Origin of the sequence: Streptomyces sp. L2 (assembly GCF_004124325.1) — a bacterium.
Taxonomy (GTDB): Bacteria; Actinomycetota; Actinomycetes; order Streptomycetales; family Streptomycetaceae; genus Streptomyces.
The window spans coordinates 4,385,415-4,406,843 of the sequence record NZ_QBDT01000001.1 but is presented as its reverse complement, the minus strand read 5'-3'; the positions used below and the strand labels follow the sequence as shown (position 1 = coordinate 4,406,843).

The 21,429-nt window shown below is 73.2% G+C and carries 18 protein-coding genes; 8 read left to right on the top strand and 10 right to left on the bottom strand.

Annotated elements, in window-relative coordinates; all coding sequences use genetic code 11:
• Window positions 1-211: 211 nt before the first annotated feature.
• Window positions 212-2,164, top strand: a complete 1,953-nt coding sequence (locus DBP14_RS19665) for an Ig-like domain repeat protein (RefSeq protein WP_241740977.1) — start codon at window positions 212-214, stop codon at window positions 2,162-2,164.
• Between the two features lie 199 nt (window positions 2,165-2,363).
• Here the strand turns inward: DBP14_RS19665 and DBP14_RS19660 are convergent, their stop codons facing one another.
• Window positions 2,364-2,744 carry an STAS domain-containing protein gene (locus DBP14_RS19660; protein ID WP_129308475.1) on the bottom strand — a complete coding sequence of 127 codons (381 nt, stop codon included), beginning with the start codon at window positions 2,742-2,744 and terminating at the stop codon, window positions 2,364-2,366.
• A gap of 340 nt (window positions 2,745-3,084) precedes the next feature.
• Here DBP14_RS19660 and DBP14_RS19655 point away from each other — a divergent pair, with 340 nt between their 5' ends.
• Together DBP14_RS19655 and DBP14_RS19650 are read left to right on the top strand one after the other, a co-directional pair.
• A complete protein-coding gene (locus tag DBP14_RS19655) occupies window positions 3,085-3,654 on the top strand; it encodes a sigma-70 family RNA polymerase sigma factor (protein ID WP_129308474.1) in 570 nt (189 codons plus the stop codon).
• The gene (locus DBP14_RS19650; RefSeq protein ID WP_206739305.1) at window positions 3,651-4,979 is read left to right on the top strand and encodes a maleylpyruvate isomerase N-terminal domain-containing protein; all 1,329 of its coding nucleotides are present in this window, start codon (window positions 3,651-3,653) and stop codon (window positions 4,977-4,979) included. The genes DBP14_RS19655 and DBP14_RS19650 overlap by 4 nt, the downstream gene beginning before the upstream one ends.
• A gap of 337 nt (window positions 4,980-5,316) precedes the next feature.
• Here DBP14_RS19650 and purU read toward each other — a convergent pair whose 3' ends face one another.
• Together purU and DBP14_RS19640 are read right to left on the bottom strand one after the other, a co-directional pair.
• Window positions 5,317-6,198: a formyltetrahydrofolate deformylase gene (purU, locus tag DBP14_RS19645; protein ID WP_129308473.1), complete on the bottom strand. Its 882-nt coding sequence runs from the start codon at window positions 6,196-6,198 to the stop codon at window positions 5,317-5,319.
• 85 nt (window positions 6,199-6,283) lie between these two features.
• Entirely contained in the window at window positions 6,284-6,784 is a 501-nt protein-coding gene (locus tag DBP14_RS19640) for a hypothetical protein (RefSeq protein WP_129308472.1), read from the bottom strand.
• A 117-nt stretch (window positions 6,785-6,901) separates the two neighbouring features.
• Here DBP14_RS19640 and DBP14_RS19630 point away from each other — a divergent pair, with 117 nt between their 5' ends.
• Window positions 6,902-8,284: an ABC transporter substrate-binding protein gene (locus DBP14_RS19630; protein WP_129308470.1), complete on the top strand. Its 1,383-nt coding sequence runs from the start codon at window positions 6,902-6,904 to the stop codon at window positions 8,282-8,284.
• A gap of 31 nt (window positions 8,285-8,315) precedes the next feature.
• On the opposite strand, the gene DBP14_RS19625 is transcribed toward DBP14_RS19630, so the two are convergent.
• Complete coding sequence (locus tag DBP14_RS19625; RefSeq protein ID WP_129308469.1) at window positions 8,316-10,070, bottom strand: hypothetical protein; 1,755 nt, start codon at window positions 10,068-10,070, stop codon at window positions 8,316-8,318.
• A 200-nt stretch (window positions 10,071-10,270) separates the two neighbouring features.
• Window positions 10,271-11,656: a transcriptional regulator gene (locus DBP14_RS19620; RefSeq protein ID WP_129308468.1), complete on the bottom strand. Its 1,386-nt coding sequence runs from the start codon at window positions 11,654-11,656 to the stop codon at window positions 10,271-10,273.
• A gap of 277 nt (window positions 11,657-11,933) precedes the next feature.
• Between DBP14_RS19620 and DBP14_RS19615 the strand changes: the two genes are divergently transcribed.
• From DBP14_RS19615 to DBP14_RS19605, 3 genes are all read left to right on the top strand, one after another.
• Window positions 11,934-12,587, top strand: a complete 654-nt coding sequence (locus tag DBP14_RS19615; protein WP_129308467.1) for a bifunctional DNA primase/polymerase — start codon at window positions 11,934-11,936, stop codon at window positions 12,585-12,587.
• 142 nt (window positions 12,588-12,729) lie between these two features.
• Entirely contained in the window at window positions 12,730-13,506 is a 777-nt protein-coding gene (locus tag DBP14_RS19610) for an ABC transporter ATP-binding protein (RefSeq protein ID WP_129308466.1), read from the top strand.
• Window positions 13,503-15,089 (top strand): transporter, encoded by a 1,587-nt coding sequence (locus DBP14_RS19605; RefSeq protein ID WP_129308465.1) that lies wholly within the window; start codon window positions 13,503-13,505, stop codon window positions 15,087-15,089. Before DBP14_RS19610 ends, DBP14_RS19605 begins: the two co-directional genes overlap by 4 nt.
• 227 nt (window positions 15,090-15,316) lie before the next feature.
• On the opposite strand, the gene DBP14_RS19600 is transcribed toward DBP14_RS19605, so the two are convergent.
• The 3 genes from DBP14_RS19600 to DBP14_RS19590 all read right to left on the bottom strand — a co-directional run bounded on the left by DBP14_RS19600 (window position 15,317) and on the right by DBP14_RS19590 (window position 18,121).
• Complete coding sequence (locus DBP14_RS19600) at window positions 15,317-16,132, bottom strand: class I SAM-dependent methyltransferase (RefSeq protein WP_129308464.1); 816 nt, start codon at window positions 16,130-16,132, stop codon at window positions 15,317-15,319.
• A gap of 29 nt (window positions 16,133-16,161) precedes the next feature.
• Entirely contained in the window at window positions 16,162-17,160 is a 999-nt protein-coding gene (locus DBP14_RS19595) for an alpha/beta hydrolase (RefSeq protein ID WP_129308463.1), read from the bottom strand.
• 268 nt (window positions 17,161-17,428) lie between these two features.
• Complete coding sequence (locus DBP14_RS19590) at window positions 17,429-18,121, bottom strand: metal-dependent transcriptional regulator (RefSeq protein WP_129308462.1); 693 nt, start codon at window positions 18,119-18,121, stop codon at window positions 17,429-17,431.
• A 441-nt stretch (window positions 18,122-18,562) separates the two neighbouring features.
• On the opposite strand from DBP14_RS19590, the gene DBP14_RS19585 reads away from it, so the two are divergent.
• Entirely contained in the window at window positions 18,563-19,318 is a 756-nt protein-coding gene (locus DBP14_RS19585) for an SIS domain-containing protein (protein ID WP_129308461.1), read from the top strand.
• Window positions 19,319-19,351: 33 nt separating this feature from the next.
• On the opposite strand, the gene DBP14_RS19580 is transcribed toward DBP14_RS19585, so the two are convergent.
• Window positions 19,352-20,794, bottom strand: coding sequence for a PAS domain S-box protein (locus DBP14_RS19580; protein ID WP_129308460.1), 1,443 nt, complete (start codon window positions 20,792-20,794; stop codon window positions 19,352-19,354).
• 161 nt (window positions 20,795-20,955) lie between these two features.
• Window positions 20,956-21,411, bottom strand: a complete 456-nt coding sequence (locus tag DBP14_RS19575; RefSeq protein ID WP_129308459.1) for a GNAT family N-acetyltransferase — start codon at window positions 21,409-21,411, stop codon at window positions 20,956-20,958.
• Window positions 21,412-21,429 lie beyond the last annotated feature (18 nt).

Genomic DNA, 21,429 nt, shown 5'->3' with positions numbered 1-21,429 from the left:
GACCGCCGGCCCACGCCGGTGCACGCGAAAGTCATGACCCTGTTGTCAGTGACATGACCTACGCTGTGTGCACTCGCCACACGGGGCACACGAGGTTCACCAATCCTGCACAGGTGGTCCCACGATGCCGTGCCCGGTGGCTCCCGCATTTCCTTTTGCCTTTCGTTTCATTTCGTTTCATTCGTTCCGGGGGGTTCGAATCAGCGTGCGTATGCGCAGCATTCCCGCGGCCACGGCACTGGCCGCTCTCATCGGCTCGATGGCGCTCGCCGCGCCGTCGTACGCCGACGTCGACCGGCCGATCGCGCTGCGGGCCGCCGGCGACACCGTGGTGGACGGCGCCCACGTCTTCCTGGCCGACAGCTACAACGGCCAGATCGTCGTCACCGACGCCGCGGGCCGGACGGTCGCCACCCTCACCGGCCTGCCGCAGGTCGGCGACCTGGAGCTGAGCCCGGACGGCAGCACCCTGTACGCGGCGGTCACCGGCGCCGACAAGATCGTCGCCTTCGACGCCGCGCATCTCAAGCAGACCGCCGAGTACCCGACCGGCGCCGGCACCGCCCCCTCCCGCCTCGCCTACGCCGACGGCAGGATCTGGTTCGGGTACGGCGACCAGTGGGACTCGGGCCTCGGTGTGGTCGACCTGACCGGCGAGGCCCCGAAGGTCACCCTGGACCTGGCCGGGGACCACGACTTCGCCAGTCCGCCCAGGCTGTACGCGGATCCCGCCAACCCGGGCACGCTGCTCGCGCTGGACGCGGGCATCAGCTCCGGCCCGATCATCGTGTACGACGTGTCCTCCGGCACCCCGGCGATCCGGGTCAGCGCTGACAAGGGCGGCTTCTATCAGGACGCGGCTCTCACGCCCGACGGGCAGAACGTCGTCGTCGCCGGCCCCGGCAACCGCGCCCTCACCGAATACCGCCTCTCCGACCTGACCGAGGTGCGCACCTACCCGGTCAAGGACCAGCCGGAGACGGTCAGCATCGCCCCGGACGGCACCGTCGCGGCCACCGTCCTCGACACCGACGACATGGGTGACACGTACGTCTTCACGGGCGGCCCCGGCAAGCCCAGCGTCCGCAACATCTCCCACGAATGGATGCCGAGCGGCGGCGCGCACGCGATGAGCTGGTCCGCGGACGGCAGTCGGCTCTACGTGCAGACCGGCTACGGCGACTCCATGGACCTGCACCGCGTCGACGAGCCCCGCAAGTACATCACTACCCTCACGGTCAACGGGCCGGCGAAGGCCACCCGCGCCAAGTCCCTCAAGGTCACCGGCAAGCTCACCTCCGGGCTGGCCCTGCCCGCGGGAACCCCGCTGAAGGTGACCCGCACCGACATGGAGTCCCCGAAGGGCAAGTCCCTCGGTACCAAGCACCTGGGCGGTGGCGGCTCGTTCAGTTTCACCGACACCCCGCCGGCCGGCGGCAAGGTCCGGTACACGGTGACGTATGGGGGCGACGCCGCCCACACCTCCGCGAAGGCCGCCGACTCCGTCGACGTCTCCCGCGCCAAGGTGAAGCTGTCGGTGAGCAACAACGGCAAGGTCTACTCCTACGGGAAGGACGTGAGGTTCACGGCCCACCTGGGCAAGACGTACAAGAACCGTACGGTGGAGATCTGGGCCGACCCCTACGGATCCGACAAGCCGAAGAAGCGTGTGAAGACCGGGAAGGTCAACTCCCACGGCGACCTGTCGGTCACCCTGGACATGAAGCGGGACACCAAGGTCACCGCCAAGTTCGCGGGCGACTCCCGCTACAAGCCGGCGTCGGTCTCCAGCACCGCCGGCGCCCGGGTCAGCGTATCCACCTCGGTCAGCGGCCACTACAAGGCCCGATCCACGTGGGGCCACCGGTACTACTTCTTCCACAAGACCAAGGACCCGCTGATCACGACGAAGATGGCGTACTACTTCGGCCGGTCGCAGAGGCTGGAGCTGGAGGTGTACTACAAGGGCCACTGGTACGCGGGCAACTCCGCCTACTTCAGGCTCGGTTCAAACGGGGTCTCGAAGGTCCGCATCAACGGCGACCACGGCCAGGACGTCGGCTGGCGCTTCCGGGTCCGCTCGTCGTACGTCAACAACTCGTCCGGCGACTACGTGAACTCCACGACGCACGGCGCTTGGAAGTACTTCACCTTCACGAGGTGAGCCCACGGGGCCCGTGGCCGGCCGGCTCACCTTCGGGAGGCGCTGTACGCGAGCCCCTGGCCAGGTGGACTGGGTAGGCCGCTCCGAGGGCGAGCCGGCCGCCGAGCCGGACCGGGTCCCCGGCCGTGACGAACGCCTCCACCTCGCCGCCGGGGCCGCGGCGACGGGGTGGAGGTGATCAGCTGACGTCCAGGGCGGATCAGGCCGAAAGGGGGTCGATCTCGTCGGCGGTGGCGGAGTCGATGTCGGGGTGGACGTCGAACAGCCGACGCACGCCGAGCGCGCCGAGGACCCGGTTCACGTGCGAGCCGTCGTCCGCGCCCCGGTCGGGCAGGATCAGCCGCAGCCGGCCCTGGCAGGAGCGGATGAGGCGGCGGGCGGCGATGAGCACGCCGACGCCGCTGGAGTCGCAGAAGAACACGTCGGACAGGTCCACGACGAGTTGGTGGTGCCCCTCGGCGACCACGTCGTGCACGTGCTGGCGCAGCACCGGCGAGGTCATCAGGTCCAGTTCCCCCGACACCCGGAGCACGGCCCACTCGCCCCCGTCGACGCCGGTCACGTTGAATGCCACGGCCATGCCCCTCCGCTCGCCGGATCTCGGGAACCGGAACCGTCCGGAAACGGAAGCAGTTCCTACGCTTCTTTTCGCGCGGCTGCCCAGCGGCCGTTCCCTGAAACCCCGGAGGACAAACCGTTGACGATCGACATGGGTCTTGTTTCGGTCACTACCGATCCTGTTCGATCAGAGATGCACAGCAAGTTCGCACCTGTTGTGTGAAGGTTGTGTGGAGGGGGCACTATCACCTGCGGCGCTTCGGGGGGCGCACACTGACACATGGGGGCGTGCACTGTCAGACGTGCCGACTACATTCGGGGTGACGGTGCCGACAGGCTGGACAGGACGAGGGGAGGGTCACATGCCGGCGAAGGACGCACCACCCCGCTGGGACCGCAAGATGCAGCAGCGGCTCGCGCGCGGCGAGGCGGCCGCCCTCGGCGAGCTGTACGACCGGTTCGCCTCGCTCGTGCACAGCCTCGCCCACCGCGTCCTCGACGACGAGCAGGCGGCCGACGGCGTCACCCGCGAGGTCTTCGCGCACGTCTGGGAACACCCCGACACCTACGACCCCAAGCACGGCCCGCTGCGCTCCTGGGTGGCCGCGGTGACCCACCGGCTCGCCGTACAGCGGCTGCGGGCCACCGCGACCGCCGCACTGCCGCCGGGGCACGCCGACGCTGAGGAACTGGAGAGCACCGTGCGCCGCGCTTCGGTCGCCGCCCGCGCCGACTACATCGTCCACTCCATGCCGGCCCCGCTGCGGGCCGCGTTGGAACTGGCGTACGTCCAGCGGCGCGACTACCGCCAGACCGCCGCCGACCTCGGCGTCACCGAGGAGGAGGCCCGCCGCCGGCTCCGCCTCGGCCTGCAACTCCTGTCCACCGCCCACGACACCGGGACACCGCCGGGGTACGGGGGTACGGCGTGAGCGAGAACACGGGCGCCGAACGGGACTTCTCGGAGGAAACGGGTGACATCGGCGAAATCGGGGGAAATGGGGGCGCTTCGGGCGGCGTACCGCACGTGCCCGGTGGCGGCGAGCCGCCCCGGCCGCCCCGCATACCCACGCCCCGGGCCTCCGTCGAGGACGGTGGGCTGCCGCTGCCCGACCCGGGAGACCTGGTGCCCGTGCCGCTCGACCTCTCGCACGATGTCCTGAAATCGCTGCTGGGCGCCTGGGCGCTGGCCGCCTGCTCGGCGGCGGAGACGGCGGCCGTGGAGGACCACCTGGGCGACTGCGGGGCCTGCGCGGAGGAGGCGCTGCGGCTGCGGGAGGCGGTGGGCCTGCTGCGCGGGCCCGAGAGCCTCGATCTGGACCCCTCCCTGCGGGCCCGGGTCCTGGAGAGCTGCCTGGACCGCCGGCCGCCGCACGTCCCCGTGCCCGAGTGGGCGGCGCCGTACGACGCCGAGACCGCCCGACTGGACGCGCTGCTGCAGGACTTCGGGGACGCGGAGTGGCACGCGCCGGTGCGGTTGCGGTGGTTCGAGGGCGGGGCCGCGACGAGCCGCCGTACCACCGTGGCCGGGGTGATCGCCCACCTGCTGTCCGTGGACGGACTGGTCGCGGTCGCGCTGGGACTTGACGACCCGCTGACGGAGGTCGCCGGAGCGGCGGAGAAGGCGGGACCGGCCGCGCGGACCGAGGCGTTCTGGGAGGGGTCCCGCTTCCCGCCGACCGCCTCGGTGCGGGCACCCTGGCGGGAGCAGAGCCACGGCCTCGTACGGACCGTGTCGTTCACCGGCAGCGGAGCCGGCGGACTGACGGTGCCGTACGGCGAGTTCGAGCTGCCGCTGTACGACGCGATGGTCGACCGGGCCTTCGAGTGCTGGGTGCACGCGGAGGACATCGCGGAGGCGGTGGACTATCCCTACGAGGCGCCCGCGCCGGCGCACCTGCACCGGATGATCGACCTGGCCGCCCGCATGCTGCCGGCCGCGCTCGCCGAGCGGCGCCGGGCAGGACTGTCCGCGCCCGGGGCGGCCCCACACCTCGTGTCCGCGGGGCGTCCGGGGCGGAGCCTGCGGCTGGAGATCGAGGGCGCGGGCGGCGGGGAGTGGCTGATCCCCCTCGACTCCCCCGCCGCGGCCGGCTCCGCCGAGGTCACCGTGGCCCATGTCGCCCTGGACGACATCGAGTTCTGCCGCCTGGCCGCGGGCCGAATCCCGCCTGACGACGCCGCGGCCGGCCAGGACGGCGACGCCACAGCCATCAGGGACGTGCTCTGCGCGGCGGCAGCGCTGAGCCGCATGTAACGCACCGCTGCCACAGTGGGCCGGGGGCACATTCAACTTCCAGGCGCTGCCAAGGTGCCGCCGCGCCCACCCGTGCCGCCCCTGGCGGCACGCATGCCCGCGGCTGGGTGGGACGACACGCGCGGTCGCCTGGGGGCGCCAGGCAGCCCACGGCACGACAACCCCCCAGTGGCGCGGGACTGTATCGATGTGCGGCTCCGCCGCGCGGGCGCGACAAGCCACCAGGCGCCCGCAGGCAAAAACGCCGCGGAAGCACAGCGCCCCGTAAGGGGCGCGGGGAACTGCGCGACCAGCCACCACGCACCCGCAGTCGCCGGCGGCGGGAAGTCCCGCCTCCTCAGGCGAAGACCACAGTCCGGCGCCCGTTGAGCAGAATCCTTCGCTCCGCGTGCCACTTCACGGCGCGCGCCAGCGCCTGGCACTCCACGTCACGGCCGATCGCGACCAGCTGGTCCGGCGTGACGTCGTGTCCCACCCGCTCGACCTCCTGCTCGATGATCGGCCCCTCGTCGAGATCCGCGGTGACGTAGTGCGCGGTGGCGCCGATCAGCTTCACACCCCGCGCATGCGCCTGGTGATACGGCTTCGCCCCCTTGAAGCTCGGCAGGAACGAATGGTGGATGTTGATGATCCGCCCGCTCAGCGCCTTGCACAGGTCGTCGGAGAGGACCTGCATGTACCGCGCCAGCACCACCAGTTCGACCCGCTCCTCGCGGACGATCTCCAGCAGCCGGGCCTCGGCGTCCGCCTTGGTCTCCCTCGTCACCGGGATGTGGTGGAACGGCACGTTGTACGACCCCACCAGCTCCTCGAACTCGGTGTGGTTCGACACCACCGCCGCGATCTCCACCGGCAGCGCCCCGATCCGCGCCCGGAACAGCAGGTCGTTCAGGCAGTGCCCGAACTTGCTGACCATGAGGACGATCCGCATCCGCTCGTCGGCCCGGTGGATCTGCCAGTCCATGTGGAACGAGTCACCGATCGCCGCGAAGCTCGCCCGCAGCTTGTCCACGGTCACCGGCGCCTCCGCCGAGAAGTGCACCCGCATGAAGAACAGACCGGTGTCGTGGTCGCCGAACTGCTGGCTGTCCTCGATGTTGCAGCCGGTCATGAACAGGTAGCTCGACACGGCGTGCACGATGCCCTGTTTGTCCGGGCAGGACAGGGTGAGGACGTACTGATCGGCGGCGGCCGCGGCTGACGTGGACTGCTCGTTCATGCACCACAGGGTCCCACACGGGCCCACGGCCACGACCGCCCGTCCCGCAGGACGGACGCCCGCCCGAACCGCCGTTCCAGACGGGCTACGCGGACCGCGTCATGATCCGCAGGACCTCCAGGTTCCGCGGCGCCGTGTCCGGGTCCTCCCCGTCGCTCGCCGCCATCCGCACATGGGCGTCGCGGGCGGCCTGCACCGCCTCGGGCCACGCCTGGTGTTCGAGGTAGGCGGCGACCGGCGCGTCCGGCCCGACCTGGTGCATGATCCGCAGCACGCGCAGCACGGCGGTGTCGACGAGGGCCGCCTCCTGCGAGTCCCGGAAGATCGTGCCGACGTATTTCTCGGCGGACCAGTTGTCCAGCCAGGTGTCCTCCACCAGCCGGTACACGGCGTCGGTGACGTCGCCGAACCCGTCGGCGCCGGCCAGCCAGACGTCCCGCTGGAACGCCGGATCGGAGAGCATGTGCAGCGCCGAGCGCACGTTGCTGCGCCAGCGCCACCACGGCATGTCGTTCACAGGCATGCCGCCCATGGTGGAGGAGCGACGGCCACGACGGGAAGAGTTCTCCGAACCTTGCACGGTCATCGATCGTACGTTCCGCACCGCCAGGCCCGCACCGGCCCCCGTAATTCACCTCGCTGTCACCTCGCGTCGACCCACGGTCACCCCCGGGTTGAAGCCGGTGCGGGATCGTCCGTGTCCATGACCGGCAGGCGACGCCCCCGCAGCACGCGCACGTTCCTTCCCTCCCTTCCCCGGCGCGTCCGCAGGGCCGCGCTCTCGGCGGGCGCGCTCGCAGCGTGCCTGTCGCTGACCGCCGGGTGCGGAACCGTCCTCGGTGCCACGGGGGGCTCCGGGGACGGCGCCCCGGTCACCGTCATGACCTGGGCCCCGCAGGGCACCGACGCCACCAACAAGCCCGGCATGCCCGCCGTCGCCCTCGCCTACGCCCGCTGGGTCAACGCCCACGGCGGCGTCGCCGGACATCGGCTGCGGGTGCTGACCTGCAACGACCACGACAACAGCGTGGGCGCGGCGGCCTGTGCCCGGCGGGCGGTGCGCGAGGGCGCGGTCGCGGTCGTCGGGTCGTACAGCCAGTACGCCGACTCCTACATGGCGCCGCTGGAGTCCGCCGGCATCGCCTACCTCGGCGGCTACGGCGTCACCAACGACGAGTTCACCAACATGTACTCCTACCCCGTCAACGGCGGTCAGCCCGCCCTGCTGGCGGGCCTTGGCCGGGCCCTCGCGGACACCTGCGGCCCGGTCTCCCTGGTCCGTCCCGACAGCATCGCGGGCGACGAACTGCCCCCGCTGCTCGACGCCGGCCTGAAGGCGGGCGGGCACGCCCCGGCGGCCGACCAGCTCGCCGCCGAGGACGCCACCGAGTACGACGGCCAGGCGCGGCGGGCGATGCGGCACGCGGACGCGGACGCGGGGCTGGGGAAGGCCGGCTGTGTCGTGCCCGCGCTCGGGGACCACACCGACACCTTCATGGACTCGTTCCGGCGGGCCCGCGACGACGCCTCCCGCGACGACGCCTCCCGCGACGACGCCTCCGCCGGACCGCGGCGGGGTTCCCGCGCGGTGCGGACGGCGACCGTGCTCGGCAGCGTCGACCAGACGGTGATCAACGCGACGGGCGGGGCGTCAGGGCCGTACGAGGGGGCGTACGTCGCCGGCTGGTACCCGGTGACGTCGGACGCCCGCTGGGACCCGATGAAGAAGGTGATCAGCGAGGAGGCGTTCGGCGACAACCGCGTCGACGCCGGCGACGCGGGCGTGCAGACGACCTGGATCGCCTACACCGTGCTGCGGGCCGTCCTGGAGCGGATCGGCTCGGGGGACGTGACCGCCGCCGCCGTGCGGCACACCCTGGACGACGGCCTGAAGGTCTCCACCGGCGGCCTCACCCCCACCCTGAGCTGGCCCTTCGAGGGCCGGCTCGCCACGATCGGCCTCTCCCGCCTGGCCAACGCCGAGGTGACCCTCCAGGTGGTCCGGGACGGCCGCCTGGTCGCCGCACGCGACGACCACACGGCCACCGACACGACGGCGGTCCTGCGCAGCGCCGACCTGGGCTGACCCCCGGCCTACTCCCGCGGGCGCGCCCGCGTCAGAGCTGGGTCGGCTGCCGCTCGGTCAGCCCGTACTTCTTCGCGATGGTGTTCCACAGCGCGGACGCCTTCACCTTCTGCCCGCTGGCCACACCGCTCTCCCGGTTGCCCGCCTGCGTCTGGCCGGTGGGACGGGCGTGCCCCTTGTGGCAGCCCTTCTTGCCGCCGACCTGCTGCGCCCAGGCCGCGTAGTGGTTGTCGGCGGCAGCGGAGGCCCGCCAGGCCTTGGTCAGGGCGGTGGTCAGGGCCGCGTGGTCGGGCAGCTTGTCCACGGACAGCTTGCCCAGCCGGGTCACCAGATCGCCGCGCTGCCTGGCCGCGTCACGCAGGTCGGAGGAGGCCTGGCTCAGGTTGTCGCACCCCTTCACGTCGGCCACCGCCTTGATCACCGACGCCCGGCTGCTGCCGCTGTCGGCGAGCAGCTTGTCGAGGGCGATCGCCTGCTGCTTGCCGGGGTCGGCGGCGGGCGAGGCCGAGTTCTGGGCCGCGGTCGGGCTGGAGTCGGCGACGGGCTTGTTGTCGTCGCTCTGCTTGTCGCCCCCGCCGCCGCTGAGCATCGCCCCGGCACCGATGCCGAGCACGGCGATGGCGACGCCGATGGCCGCGATCAACGGCACCCGCGATCCGGTACGACCGCCCCGGCGGCCGCCCTGGTCGACGTCGTCGTCGTTCACCGGGCGGTACGGCACCTGCGCCGGGCCGGCGCCCGGGTAGCCGGCGGCGGGCTGCACCGGCAGCTGCTGCGTGGCCCCGGCCGGACCCTCACCGAGACCCGGACCACCCGGCTGTCCCGGACCGCCCGGCTCGCTGCGGAAGAGGTTCTCGAACCCGGCCGGCGGCTGCTGCCGGTCACCGGCCACCGGCGGGATGTACTGGGTGGCCTGCGAGTCCGGGTGCGCCGGACCCGCGCCGTGCTGGGGCGGCACGCCCTGGCCGGGGTAGCCGTTCACGTCCCCGGCGGACGCGGGCGGCATCGCGCCCGGCGCGACCGGGGGGATGTACTGGGTGGCGCCCTCGTCGGCGGGCCCGGCACCGGCGCCGGGCGCCGGCATCGGCGCGAAACCGGCGGGGACCGGAGGCAGGTACTGGGTCGCGCCCTCGTCCGCGGCGTGGCCCGCCGGGCCCGTCTGTACGGGTGGCACGGGCGGGAGGTACTGGGTCGCGGCCTCGTTCCCGGCACCGGCCGGGCCCGGCGGGGCCCCCGGTATCCCGGGCGCGGCCTGCGGCAGCGGAGCGGCCTGCGCGCCCGTGTGCTGCCCGTGGGGCGCGTACTGCTGCTGGTACGGGTCGGGGGCGCCGTAGGAGGGCTGCGGCTGGGGCGCACCGTACGAGGGAGCGTCGCCGCCGGTGCCGTAGGGCTGCGGGCCCGTGCCGTTGCCGGTACCGGTCGGGAGTTCGTGGCCGGGGGCCGCGGCGCCGTACGGCCGGCCGCCGGCGTACGGCTGGCTGTCGTACTGCGGTGCCGGGGCGCCCTCGGGGGGCAGGGGGCCGGGGCCGGTGGTGTGCGGGGGTTCCGGCTGGGACCACTGCTGGGCGGCCGCCGGGGGCCAGCCCTGGCCCGGCTGGGGCTGCGGGGACTGCTGCCCGGGGCCCCAGGGGCCGCCCCAGGCCTGCCCGCCGGCGGGTGCGGCGGGAGCGGGCGCGGGCGCGGCGGACATGCCCGGCAGCAACGGCTCCCCTCCGTCCGAGGGCAGCACGATGCCTTCGTGCGCGGGCCGCGCCGAGGGCTCCTCGCCCTGTCCACTCTGCGTCACCGGGACTCCTACGAATGGGGGACCTTCGGAATCGTCGGCTCACGCTACCGGGTCCCCGGAGCCCGTTGCCACGCAGCACTGGGCGCGACCTTCTTCCCTGTGACCGCGGTAACAAAACCGCCCCGCGATGCGCTGTTTACGGCACCTTTCGCGATCTCGCGCCCGCGGGGCTCTTTCAGAGGTGGTCCTCGGGTGGTCGTTCAGGCCGCCTGCTGAAGATCCAGCCGTGCCCCGAACTCCCGTACCACCGCCTCCTCCCGGAAGGGCTCCAGGCGCTGCTGGAGGTCTTCGAGGTACTCGGCGCCCCGGTTGGAGCGCAGGCCGCCGAGCAGCTCGACCGCCTTCATCCCGGTGGAGCAGGCCTGTTCGATCTCCCGCTGCTGCACCTGGGCCGTGGCGAGCAGCACGTAGCCGATCGCCCGGCGCCGGGCCCGGGACTCGGGGTGTCCGGCCAGCGACTGCTCGGCGCACCGCGCCGCCGCCTCGGCCTGCCCCAGGTCACGGTGGCAGTGCGCCAACTCGTCGGCCAGGTAGGCCTCGTCGAAGTGGGCGATCCACACCGGGTCGTCGCCGCTCGCCGCGTCGGCCCGCTCCATCGCCGCCAGCGCCTGCCCGGAGGCGGCCTGGGTGGCGCGGGTGTCGCCGAGCAGCGCGTGCCCGCGGGCCTCGGCGGCGTGGAACATGGCCTCCACGCGCGGGGTGACCCGCTCGCGTGCCCCTTCCTGCGCCGCGCGCGCCAACTGGGCGATCTCGCGCGGGTTTCCGAGCTGGGCGGCGAGGTGGCTCATGGAGGCGGCGAGGACGTAGCCGCCGTAGCCACGGTCGCCGGCGGCCTGGGCGAGGCGCAGGGACTGGATGTAGTACCGCTGGGCCAGGCCCGGTTGCCCGGTGTCCACCGCCATGTAGCCGGCCAGCTCGGTCAACCGGGCGACGGCGGCGAAGAGTTCCCGGCCGACGGCCTCCCGGTACGACCCCGCGAGCAGCCCGGAGACGACGCTGTTGAGGTAGTGCACGACGACGGGCCGGACGTGCCCGCTGCCGTAGGTGTGGTCGAGGCCGGTGAGCGCCTGGGTCATGGCGCGGACGGCGGCCACGTCGGAGCGGCCCACGCGCGGGCCCGCCTGCCGGGCCACCTGGGCGTCCGGCACGGAGATCAGCCAGTCGCGGCTGGGTTCGACCAGCGCGGAGGCGGCGACGGAGGAGCCGGACAGGAAGTCCCGGCGCCCCACGTCGCTGCGCCACAGCTCGCAGACCTGCTCGATGGCCCCCAGTACCGTCGGCGAGAACTGGAGACCCACTCCCGAGGCTAGGTTCTTGCCGTTGGCCATGCCGATCTCGTCGATCGTGACCGTACGGCCGAGCTTGCGCCCGAGCGCCTCCGCGATGATCGCGGGGGCCCGGCCCCGCGGCTGCTGGCCGCGCAGCCAGCGGGCCACGGACGTCTTGTCGTAGCGCAGGTCGAGTCCGTGCTCGGACCCGCACATGTTGACCCGCCGGGCCAGCCCGGCGTTCGAGCACCCCGCTTCCTGGATGAGCGCCTGCAGCCGTTCGTTGGGCTGCCTCGCCACGAGAGGCCTTGCGGCCATGTGCTACCCCCTGCGAACCCCTGGAGCGAAAAGATCCAGCCGGAAGGGTTCCGGCCGTGAAGATCACTGCCCAGCTGACATAGCGTCAATGCCTGACATATGCGGTTTGCCGGGGTAAAGGCTGTCGCCGACCCCACCCCTGGCTACCCACCTCAGGGCCCGCTTCCCCCCGCGCGCCCCCGGCCGTGCACCCATGCGCCCCTGGTGCGGGATCGATGCTCCTCCCCCGCGCGCGCCGGGACCGTAACCGGAGGTGGGTGCGGGAGTTGAGTTGAGCGTGGAAGAGACGATCGCGGGCGCCGAAACCGCTCAGATTCCGCAGCAGCGCGGCGAATCGCTGCTGGAAACCGCCGTGCGCTATGCCGAGGAGCGCCACTGGGACGTGTTCCCGGGCACCTGGCTGGAAGCCGTCGACGGGGTGCAGCACTGCTCCTGCGGCGACGCGACCTGTCCTGCGCCGGGTGCGCACCCCACGCGCCCCGACTGGGCCGCGCAGGCGACCGGCAGTGCGACGGTGGCCCGCCGCATGTGGCAGAAGCAGCCCACGGCGTCGATCCTGCTGCCGACGGGGCGGACGTTCGACGCGTTGTCCGTCCCGGAGAGCGCGGGGTTCCTGGCGCTGGCCCGGATGGAGCGGATGGAGCTGACGCTGGGGCCGGTGACGCTCACGCCGGACCGGCGGATGCAGTTCTTCGTGCTGCCGGGGGCTTCCGTGAAGGTGCCCGAGCTGGTGCGGAAGCTGGGGTGGTCGGTCGCTTCGCTGGATCTCGTGCCGTTGGGGGAGGGGGGGTATGTGGCCGCGCCTCCTACGCGGTTCGCTTCGCGGGGGGCCGTGCAGTGGGCCTGCCGGCCTACTCCGGCGAATCGGTGGTTGCCGGATGCGGAGGAGTTGATCTCGCCGTTGGCGTATGCGTGCGGGAGGGATCGGTAGCCGTCGCCTGTTCGTGTGCGTGGCTTGGGTGCACTGGCGAGTGCGGGTGCGTTGTGGTTGCTCGCGCCCACGCGGCGAAGCCGCATATCAGGCACAGCCCCGCGCCCCTTTCGGGGCGCCGGTGTGGTCGTAGCCTTCATGCATGACCGATGTTGCGGTGCGGGTGCGGGGGTTGTGGAAGCGGTTCGGGGAGCAGGTTGCCGTTGGGGGGATTGATCTCGATCTGCCCGCTGGGAAGTTCGTCGGGCTGGTGGGGCCCAATGGGGCGGGGAAGACGACGACTCTGTCCATGGTGACCGGGTTGTTGCGGCCGGACGGTGGATCGGTCGAGGTGGTCGGGCACGATGTGTGGCGGGATCCGGTGGCCGTCAAGGCGCGGATCGGGGTGCTGCCCGAGGGGCTCAGGCTGTTCGAGCGGCTGTCGGGGCGGGAGCTGCTCGCGTACTCGGGGCGGCTGCGGGGACTGCCCGGTGACGAGGTCGACAAGCGGGCCACACAGCTGCTGGACGTGCTCGACCTGGCCGGCGCCCAGCACAAGCTGGTGGTCGACTACTCCACCGGCATGCGCAAGAAGATCGGGCTCGCGGCCGCTCTCCTGCACAACCCGGAGGTCCTCTTCCTGGACGAGCCGTTCGAGGGCGTCGACCCCGTCTCCGCGCAGACCATCCGGGGCGTGCTGGAGCGGTACACCGCCTCCGGGGCCACCGTCGTGTTCTCCTCGCACGTGATGGAGCTGGTCGAGTCGCTGTGCGACTGGGTGGCGGTGCTGGCGGCGGGCCGGATCCGGGCGACCGGTGAGCTCGCCGAGGTGCGCGGGGAGCATCCCACACTGCAGGCCGCGTTCCTGGAACTCGTGGGCGCCCGGGGCCGGGACGCCGGGTCCGACCTGGACTGGCTGGGCGGCGGGGCTGCCCGATGACCAACCTGACCTCCACGTTCATACGGCTGAAGCTGTCGCTGCTCAGGAACGGGCTGCGGCAGTCCACGGGCCGGCGGGCCGCGTTCGTCGCCTCCGCGGTCGTCGCGCTCCTCGTCGCCGCACTGCAACTGCTGGGCCTGATCGCGCTGCGCGGGCACGCGCACGCCGACGCGGTCGCCGTCCTCGGCACGGCCGTGCTGGCGGCGGGCTGGGCGGTCATGCCGCTGTTCTTCCCGACCGGCGACGAGACGCTGGACCCGACCCGGCTGGTGATGCTGCCGCTGCGGCCCCGGCCGCTGGTCCGGGCCCTGCTCGCGGCCTCCCTGGTCGGCATCGGCCCGGTGTTCACCGTGCTGCTGCTGACGGGGTGCGCGCTGTCGGTGGCGCACGGCGCGGCGGCGTACGCCGTGACGGTGGTCGCGGTCCTCCTGGGGCTGCTGGTGTGCGTGGCGCTGGCGCGGGCGGTGGCCGCGGCGAACGTGCGGCTGCTGACCAGCCGCAAGGGCCGCGATCTGGCGGTGCTCAGCGGGCTGGTGATCGCGGTCGGGGCGCAGCTGGTCAACTTCGGTGCCCAGCGGCTCGGTTCGGCCGGGCTCGGGCAGCTGGGGCCGGCCGCGGACGTGGTGCGTTGGCTGCCGCCGGCGTCGGCGGTGGGTGCGGTGTGGTCGGTGAGCGAGGGGGCGTACGGCGTGGCGGCCGGGCAACTGCTGCTGTCGCTGGCCGTGTTGGCGCTGCTGATCGCCGTGTGGGCGCGCAGTCTGACCCGGCTGATGACGGCGCCGGACGGCTCCACCCTGCAGGCTGCCGACGCCGGCACCCGGGACCGCTCCTCCGCCGGGCTGGGCCGTCTGCTGCCCGGCGGACGCACGGGCACGGTCATGGAACGCGCCCTGCGCTACATCTGGCGCGACCCCAAGACGAAGGCCGCGTGGGTGACGTCGCTGGCCATCGGGCTGATCGTGCCCGTGTTCAACGCGGTGCAGGGCACCGGGTCGGTGTACTTCGCGTGCTTCGCGGCCGGCATGCTCGGCATCCAGATGTACAACCAGTTCGGACAGGACACCTCCGCCTTCTGGATGGTGGCCCTGACGATCTCCTCACCCCGGGACGCCTACGCCGAACTGCGCGGCCGGGCCCTGGCGTTGCTGCTGATCACCCTGCCGTACGCCGCTCTCGTCACCGTCGTGACGACCGCGCTGCTCGGCGGCTGGGCGCGGCTGCCCGAGGTGCTCGGGCTGTCCTTCGCGCTGCTCGGGGCGATGCTGGCGACCGGCGCGTGGACCTCGGCCCGCTTCCCGTACTCCATCCCGCAGGAGGGCCACCGCAACGTGGCCGCCGGGCAGGCCGGGCTGGCGTGGATCTCCATCTTCGGCGGCATGGTCGCGGCCGCCCTGCTGTGCGCCCCCGTCATCGCCCTGGCCGTCGCGCTCAACGTCAGCGCGGGCGGCGACGCGTGGACCTGGCTGCTGCTGCCGGTGGGCGCGGTGTACGGCACGGCGGTCACGCTGGCGGGCCTGCGCCTCGCCGCGCCCCGTACGGCGGCCCGGCTCCCGGAGATCCTCACGGCGGTCAGCAAGGGGTAGGGCGGCCGCGGGTCAGCCGTGGGCCGGCGTTTCCTGGCGGTCGCGAGGGCGGGTCAGCGTTTCGCGGACGTCGCGAGGGCGAGCCAGGGTTTCGCGGCGGTCGCGAGGGCGAGTCAGCGTTTCGCGGCGGTCCCGAGGGCGAGTCAGCGTTTCGCGGCGGTCGCGACGGTGAGTCAGCGTTTCGCGGCGGTCCCGAGCGGTCAGCGATTCCCGGCGGTCCCGAGCGGTCAGCGATTCGTGGCGGTGGCGAGGTGGATGCCGAAGTGGCAGGGCAGGTCGTCGTCCGGTCCGCCGGTCCGGGCGAGGAAGGCCGCGCGGAGGCCGGCGAGGGTTCCGGCGTCCAGGGCGGCGAGGGCGTACAGGCCGGACAGGGCCGTCCAGACGCGCTCGGGCGGTCCGCCGATGTCGAGGGTGAGCGTCTCCCAGTCCGGTGCCGGGTCGAACCCGGCCGCGGCGAGCAGTCCGCTCATGGCGTCCCGGTCGCGGGTGCGGCGGTCACCGAGAACGGGTATCCGGCGTTCGGCGGGGGTGCGTTCCAGCGCCTCCCCCAGCAGCTCGCGGAACACCTCGTACGCCGTTCCCCGCCCGCCCGCGCCGACGACGAACGCCAGCACGCCGCCGGGCACCAGCACGCGCGCGATCTCGGCGGCGACCTGCTCGACGTCCCCCATCAGCATCAGCGCCATGTGGGAGGCGACCGCGTCGAAGGCGCCGTCGGCGAAGGGGAGTTGCTGGGCGCGGGCCTCCACCAGCACCGCACCCGCCTGTATGACCTCCGGGCGCCGGCGGGCGAGGGCGAGTGCCTGGGGGGAGATGTCGGCGCCGGCGAGGGTACGGCCCGGGGTGCGGGCCAGCAGGTGGAGGAGGTGGCCGTCGCCGCAGCCGAGGTCCAGGACGCGGTGGGCGGCGACGCGTTCGGCGAGGAGTTCGTAGCTGGAGGCCCGGCCGTCGGTGGTCCGGGCGCCGGCGAACGCCTCGGCCGTCACCGCCGGGCGCTCGGCGTGGAAGGACTTCAGGAAGGCTTCCTGGGCGGCGGTGGTCATGGCGGGGCCCTTCTGTGGTCGGTCGCTGGTCAGGGGACCAGGACGCGGTTCAGGAACGGTTCGATCGCGGCGCGCCAGGCCGTGGGCTGGTCGTAGTGGATGAGGTGGCCGGCGTCGGCGATCTCCGCGTACTCGCCGTGGGGCAGGACGCGGACCATCTCCTGGGCCTCCGCGCGGCCCAGTTCGCCGTCCAGGCCGCGGACCACCAGGGTGGGGCAGCGGACCTGGGCGAGTTCCTCCCAATGGGCGTCGTGGACCCAGGTCTCGCGGGTCCTGAGCATCTGGTCGGGGTCGAAGACGGGGCGCCAGCCGTCGGCACACTCGTGCATGACCTCGGCGTAGAAGGCGCCGCGGGACGGGTGGGGGCGCTCCACCCAGGGGTCGTCCTCGCCGAACCACTTGCGGACGTCGGCGAGCGTGGCGAAGGGGACGGGCCAGGAGCGGAACCAGTCGGCCCACTCGCGCTGCGAGGCCGCGCCGAGCGCGGAGGCCCGCATGTCGCAGATGACAAGGCCGGACACCAGGTCCGGGCGCCTCGCGGCGAGCTGCCAGGCGGTCAGCGCGCCCATGGCGTGGCCGACGAGGACGGCGGGGGCGAGACCGAGCTGTTCGAGCGCGGCCTCGGCGTCCTCGACGTAGGCCTCGCGGGTGTACGCGGCCTGCGGGGGCTTGTCGCTCTGGCCGTGGCCGCGCTGGTCGAGCGCGACGGCGCGGTGGCGCGCGGAGAGCCAGCGGGCGGCGGACGCCCAGTGCGAGGCGCGACCCATCAGGCCGTGCAGTAACAGGACACCGGGGGTGGCGGACGCGGCGGTCGCGGGCGGTGTGGGGGCCGTGCCGGGTAGTGGGGGTGCGGCCCGGGGCGAGGGCAAGGGTTTCGTGCCGGGCGGAACCGAACAGGCGTCCGGGGTGAGGGGCTCGGCCGGGCGGGCGTCCGCGGGCGGGGGTGGGTCGGCCTTCGGGGGGTCCGCGAACTCCCAGGCGGCCAGGGTCACCCCGCCCGCTCCCGTCACGTTGATCCGCCGTGCCATGGCCTTGCCCCCCTCGCTCCGCCTACCGCCTACCGCCTACCGCCGCAGAGTATCGAATGTGCATTCGAAAATGCTGTATCCGGAGACAACACCCCTCCTTCGGGTGACACCGCCCGAGGAATGATCGCCGCCACCGAGGGGAGTTCTTCATCGGGAGGCGGACCGCTCGGGGAAACCGGTCCGAGGGGATGACCCTGAGAGCTCGGGGCTCCGGGTCAGCACAGGGGAGGACAGGCCCCGGCGCCGCAAGGTGCCGGGGCCCTCTCCGTCAGCGCTTGGCGACGAACACGTGCGAGGCGACGTCCGCCTCCAGCTCGGCCGCCTCGCCGCCGCTGCCGACCAGCACCCCGCCGGCCGACTCCGTCACACTCACCACGGAGCCGGGCTGCACGCCCGCCCGCCGCAGCGTGTACATCAGCTGGGCGTCCGTCTGGATCGGCTCGCCGATCCGGCGTACGACGACCGTCTTGCCGTCGGAGCCCGGGTCCAGGTCGGCCAGCGAGACCATGCCCGCGTCCAGGAACGGGTCGGCGCCGTCCTTCTCGCCCAGCTCCTCGAGCCCGGGGATCGGGTTGCCGTACGGCGACTCGGTCGGGTGCCGCAGCAGCTCCAGCACCCGCCGCTCGACGGCCTCGCTCATCACGTGCTCCCAGCGGCAGGCCTCCGCGTGCACCTGCTCCCACTCCAGGCCGATCACGTCGACGAGGAGGCACTCGGCCAGCCGGTGCTTGCGCATCACGCGCGTCGCCAGCCGGCGGCCCTCGTCGGTCAGCTCCAGGTGGCGGTCGCTGGCGACGGACACCAGACCGTCCCGCTCCATCCGCGCGACCGTCTGGCTCACCGTCGGCCCGCTCTGGTCGAGCCGCTCCGCGATGCGGGCGCGCATGGGGACGACGCCTTCCTCTTCGAGTTCGAGGATGGTGCGGAGATACATCTCCGTGGTGTCGATCAGTCCGGACATACGTGCCCCTCGATTACCTCTGCCGGAAACCTCACCCGGCGCGTGCGCTGGCCCTGCCACCAATTCTGCCGGATCCCACTGACAAGTGGGGGGCACCGCGAAAACGGGGTGGGTGCGGCGCCGAGTTCGACTGCGGGTGCGTTGTGGCTCGTCGCGCCCACGCGGCGGAGCCGCGTATCGACAACGCCCCGCGCCCCTGGGGGGTTGCACCCCAGCCGAGCTGCGCTGGCACTCATGCCCTGCCAGCCGCGGGCAATCGTGCCGCAGGGCGGCACGGGTGGGCGCGGCGGCACCCCGCGAGCGCCGGTGAGTGCGGCCACCCCCGGGCGGGTGCAGCGGGCGGTGACCAAGTCGGCACACCGCGCCCGGACTCCGTATTGACACCACAGTGGTCCAGACCTCACGGTGATCCACGACACAACCGCTGCGAAGGGGCTCCGCATGAGCGACGGCACGCCGGCCGACCTGTTCTTCGACGCCGCCATCAACCTCCTGCACCGCGTCCGCGAGGAGGACGCGGAGGCCATCACCGCGGCCGGCACCCTCCTCGCCGACACCGTCGCCGCCGGCGGCCGCCTCTTCGCCTTCGGCGCCGGCCACTCCTCCCTCCCCGCCCAGGACGTCGTCTACCGCGCCGGCGGCCTCGCCCTCATGAACCTCCTCGCCGTCCCCGGCGTCGTCGGCGTCGACGTCATCCCCGCCACCCTCGGCTCCGCCCTCGAACGCGTCGACGGCCTCGCGAGCGCCGTCCTCGACACGTCCCCCCTCCGCGCCGGCGACGCCCTCGTGATCATCTCCCTCTCCGGCCGCAACGCCCTCCCCGTCGAGATGGCCCTCGGCGCCCGCGCCCGCGGCGTGAAGGTCATCGGTGTGACCTCGGTCGTGTACGCCTCGGAGACCACGTCCCGGCATTCCTCGGGCACGTTCCTGAAGGACCACTGCGACATCGTCCTGGACTCGAAGATCGCGGTCGGCGACGCCGAACTGACCCTCGACACGATCCCGGCGCCGTTCGCCCCCGCCTCCACGGTCGTCACCAGCGCCCTGATGCAGGCGATGACGGCCACCGCCGCCGCCACCCTGGCCGACCGCGGCATCGAGCCACCGCTGCTGCGCTCCGGCAACGTCGACGGCGGCCACGAGTGGAACAGCCGCGTCATGCGGGAGTACGGCGACCGGATCTTCTACCGGCACTGACCGCCCGGCCCCGCCGCGAACGGGCCGCCGGGCCTACTCCCCGACCACCCCGGCCAGGTCCAGCGCCGCCGCGACCCGTACCGCCACGTCCTCCGCGTACGCCGCGTCCGCCCGCTCGAACCGGCTGCGCCCGGCCCCCCGTACGAACGTCAGCACGCCCAGCGTCCGGCCCCGGCTGCGCAGCACCGCGCACAGCACGTGCACCGCGTCCGGCGGCCACTGCCGGGCCAGCGCCCACTCCCGTGCCCGCTCGGCCGGCACCGAACCCGCGTCGGCCCGCACGGTGCCGGCCCGGTCGACGCAGCTCAACGCCGGATGCCCCTCCTCGTACCGCGCGGGCAGCCCGGCGGCCCCGCTGAGCAGACTCGGACCCGGCGCGCCGGCGGGCGTCGCGGCGATCCGCACCAGCCGCACCGCCCCCGCGTCCTCACCACCGGCCGAGGTCTCCGCGCGCGGGGGCGCGGCCACCCGGTCCAGCAGCGCGTGGTCGGCGAACCCGGCGAGCGCGAAGTCGAGATGAACGGTGGCCGCCTCCGCCGGGTCCTCGCACTCGGCGGCGGCCCGCGCGGCCCGGTGCAGCTGATTGCTGCGGAACCGGATCAGCGCCGCCTCCTGCTCCGCCTGCTTCGCGTCGGTCACGTCCTGGAACAGCCAGCCCACCCCGAGCGGCACGGGTTCCTCGGCGAGCGGCGAGGCCAGCCGCAGGAAGCCACTGCGCCAGCAGCGCCGCTTCTCCCCCTCCGCCGTACGCACCGCCACCCACATCTCGGCCGGCGCGGGCGGCGCGCCCTCCGCGAGGACATGTGTGAACGCGCTCTCCAGCTCCTCCACGCCCCGCGCGAGCAGCTCACCGAGCGGCCGTCCGAGGACGGCCGTACGCCCGATGCCCAGGGCCCGTGCCGCGAACGCGTTGACCACGGCCGGCCGCAGATCCGCGTCGACCAGGACGACACCCCAGGACGCGTCCTCGAACAGGGCTTCGCTCAGCGCGATCGACCGTTCCAGGTCGATCTGCGCGTGCACCTCGCTGAAGGCGCAGTACACGCCCGCCGGCTTGCCCTCCGGCCCGCGCACGGCCGCCGACTGCGTCCGTACGAGCACCCGCCCGCCGTCCTTCGTCACCAGCGCGAACTCGTGCACCTGGCGGCCCGGCGCGTGCATGGCGGCCATCAGCCGCGTCTCGACCTCCTCGGCGTCGGCGCTGCGCACCGCCCACCCGGCGAACCCGTGCCGCCCGACGGCCTCCGTGGCGCTCCAGCCGAGGATCCGCTCGGCCTCGCGGTTCCAGTGGGTGACGACCCCGTCCGCGTCGAAGGCGCACAGGGCCGCGTCCATGCCGTCGAGCAGCGCGGCGAGCAGATCGGACCCGCCGGGGTCGCTGCTGTCGTCCATGGCGCCGGAGCCCTCGGGACGCTCCGGCTCGGGCTCGTCCGGCCCCAGCTCGTCGGTGGTCCCACTCCGCCGGGAAGCACTCACCTGGACCCCCTGGAGGCTGCGTCCGCGCACGTACGGCGCGTGTTTCGCTCACTGGTCCTCATTCAACTGGAACGTGACACAGCCCACACCATGTTCCCGCAAGATTGAAGGAATCTTGTCCCCCGCGCGGCCCGGCGTTCACCCGCTCCGGGCAGCCGCCGTCAGTTGACCGGCGCGGGAGCCAGCCGCAGATCCACCCACTCGTCGCTCTCGCCGTCGAGCACATACCGGTCGGCCTCCACGAACCCGAACCGCTCCGCGAACCGCAGCCCTTCCCGGTTCGCCGCGAGGACACAGGTCTCGATCACCTCGGCGCCCAGCACGCGCGCGTGGGCGAGTGCACGCTCATAGACGATCCGCCCGAACCCCCGCCCCCGATACTCGGGCAGCACGCGCGCGATGACCGTCGCCACCGCGTCCGCCCCCACCGGCGGCCGCACGGTGGAACACCCGACGAGCACCTCCCCCAGGTACGCGTTCTCCATCCGGTTCCGCCCCACCCGCTCCCGCGCGTCCTCCAGCGACATGGCGGCGGGCGGCACGACCACGTTGTGCACGTGCCGCCACTCCTCCAGCATCACGTCGCCGTCGACGGGCTCGATTCGAAGATCGTTCATACCGGGCAGCGAACAGGG

Bases quoted from the DNA above. Each gene is read 5' to 3' on its own strand.
- DBP14_RS19630 (WP_129308470.1), top strand. From the start codon at position 6,902: ATGACCGGCAGGCGACGCCCCCGCAGCACGCGCACGTTCCTTCCCTCC.
- DBP14_RS19595 (WP_129308463.1), bottom strand. From the start codon at position 17,160: ATGGCACGGCGGATCAACGTGACGGGAGCGGGCGGGGTGACCCTGGCC.
- DBP14_RS19665 (WP_241740977.1), top strand. From the start codon at position 212: ATGCGCAGCATTCCCGCGGCCACGGCACTGGCCGCTCTCATCGGCTCG.
- DBP14_RS19620 (WP_129308468.1), bottom strand. From the start codon at position 11,656: ATGGCCGCAAGGCCTCTCGTGGCGAGGCAGCCCAACGAACGGCTGCAG.
- DBP14_RS19640 (WP_129308472.1), bottom strand. From the start codon at position 6,784: ATGACCGTGCAAGGTTCGGAGAACTCTTCCCGTCGTGGCCGTCGCTCC.
- purU (WP_129308473.1), bottom strand. From the start codon at position 6,198: ATGAACGAGCAGTCCACGTCAGCCGCGGCCGCCGCCGATCAGTACGTC.
- DBP14_RS19605 (WP_129308465.1), top strand. From the start codon at position 13,503: ATGACCAACCTGACCTCCACGTTCATACGGCTGAAGCTGTCGCTGCTC.
- DBP14_RS19600 (WP_129308464.1), bottom strand. From the start codon at position 16,132: ATGACCACCGCCGCCCAGGAAGCCTTCCTGAAGTCCTTCCACGCCGAG.
- DBP14_RS19655 (WP_129308474.1), top strand. From the start codon at position 3,085: ATGCCGGCGAAGGACGCACCACCCCGCTGGGACCGCAAGATGCAGCAG.
- DBP14_RS19590 (WP_129308462.1), bottom strand. From the start codon at position 18,121: ATGTCCGGACTGATCGACACCACGGAGATGTATCTCCGCACCATCCTC.
- DBP14_RS19610 (WP_129308466.1), top strand. From the start codon at position 12,730: ATGACCGATGTTGCGGTGCGGGTGCGGGGGTTGTGGAAGCGGTTCGGG.
- DBP14_RS19660 (WP_129308475.1), bottom strand. From the start codon at position 2,744: ATGGCCGTGGCATTCAACGTGACCGGCGTCGACGGGGGCGAGTGGGCC.
- DBP14_RS19575 (WP_129308459.1), bottom strand. From the start codon at position 21,411: ATGAACGATCTTCGAATCGAGCCCGTCGACGGCGACGTGATGCTGGAG.
- DBP14_RS19585 (WP_129308461.1), top strand. From the start codon at position 18,563: ATGAGCGACGGCACGCCGGCCGACCTGTTCTTCGACGCCGCCATCAAC.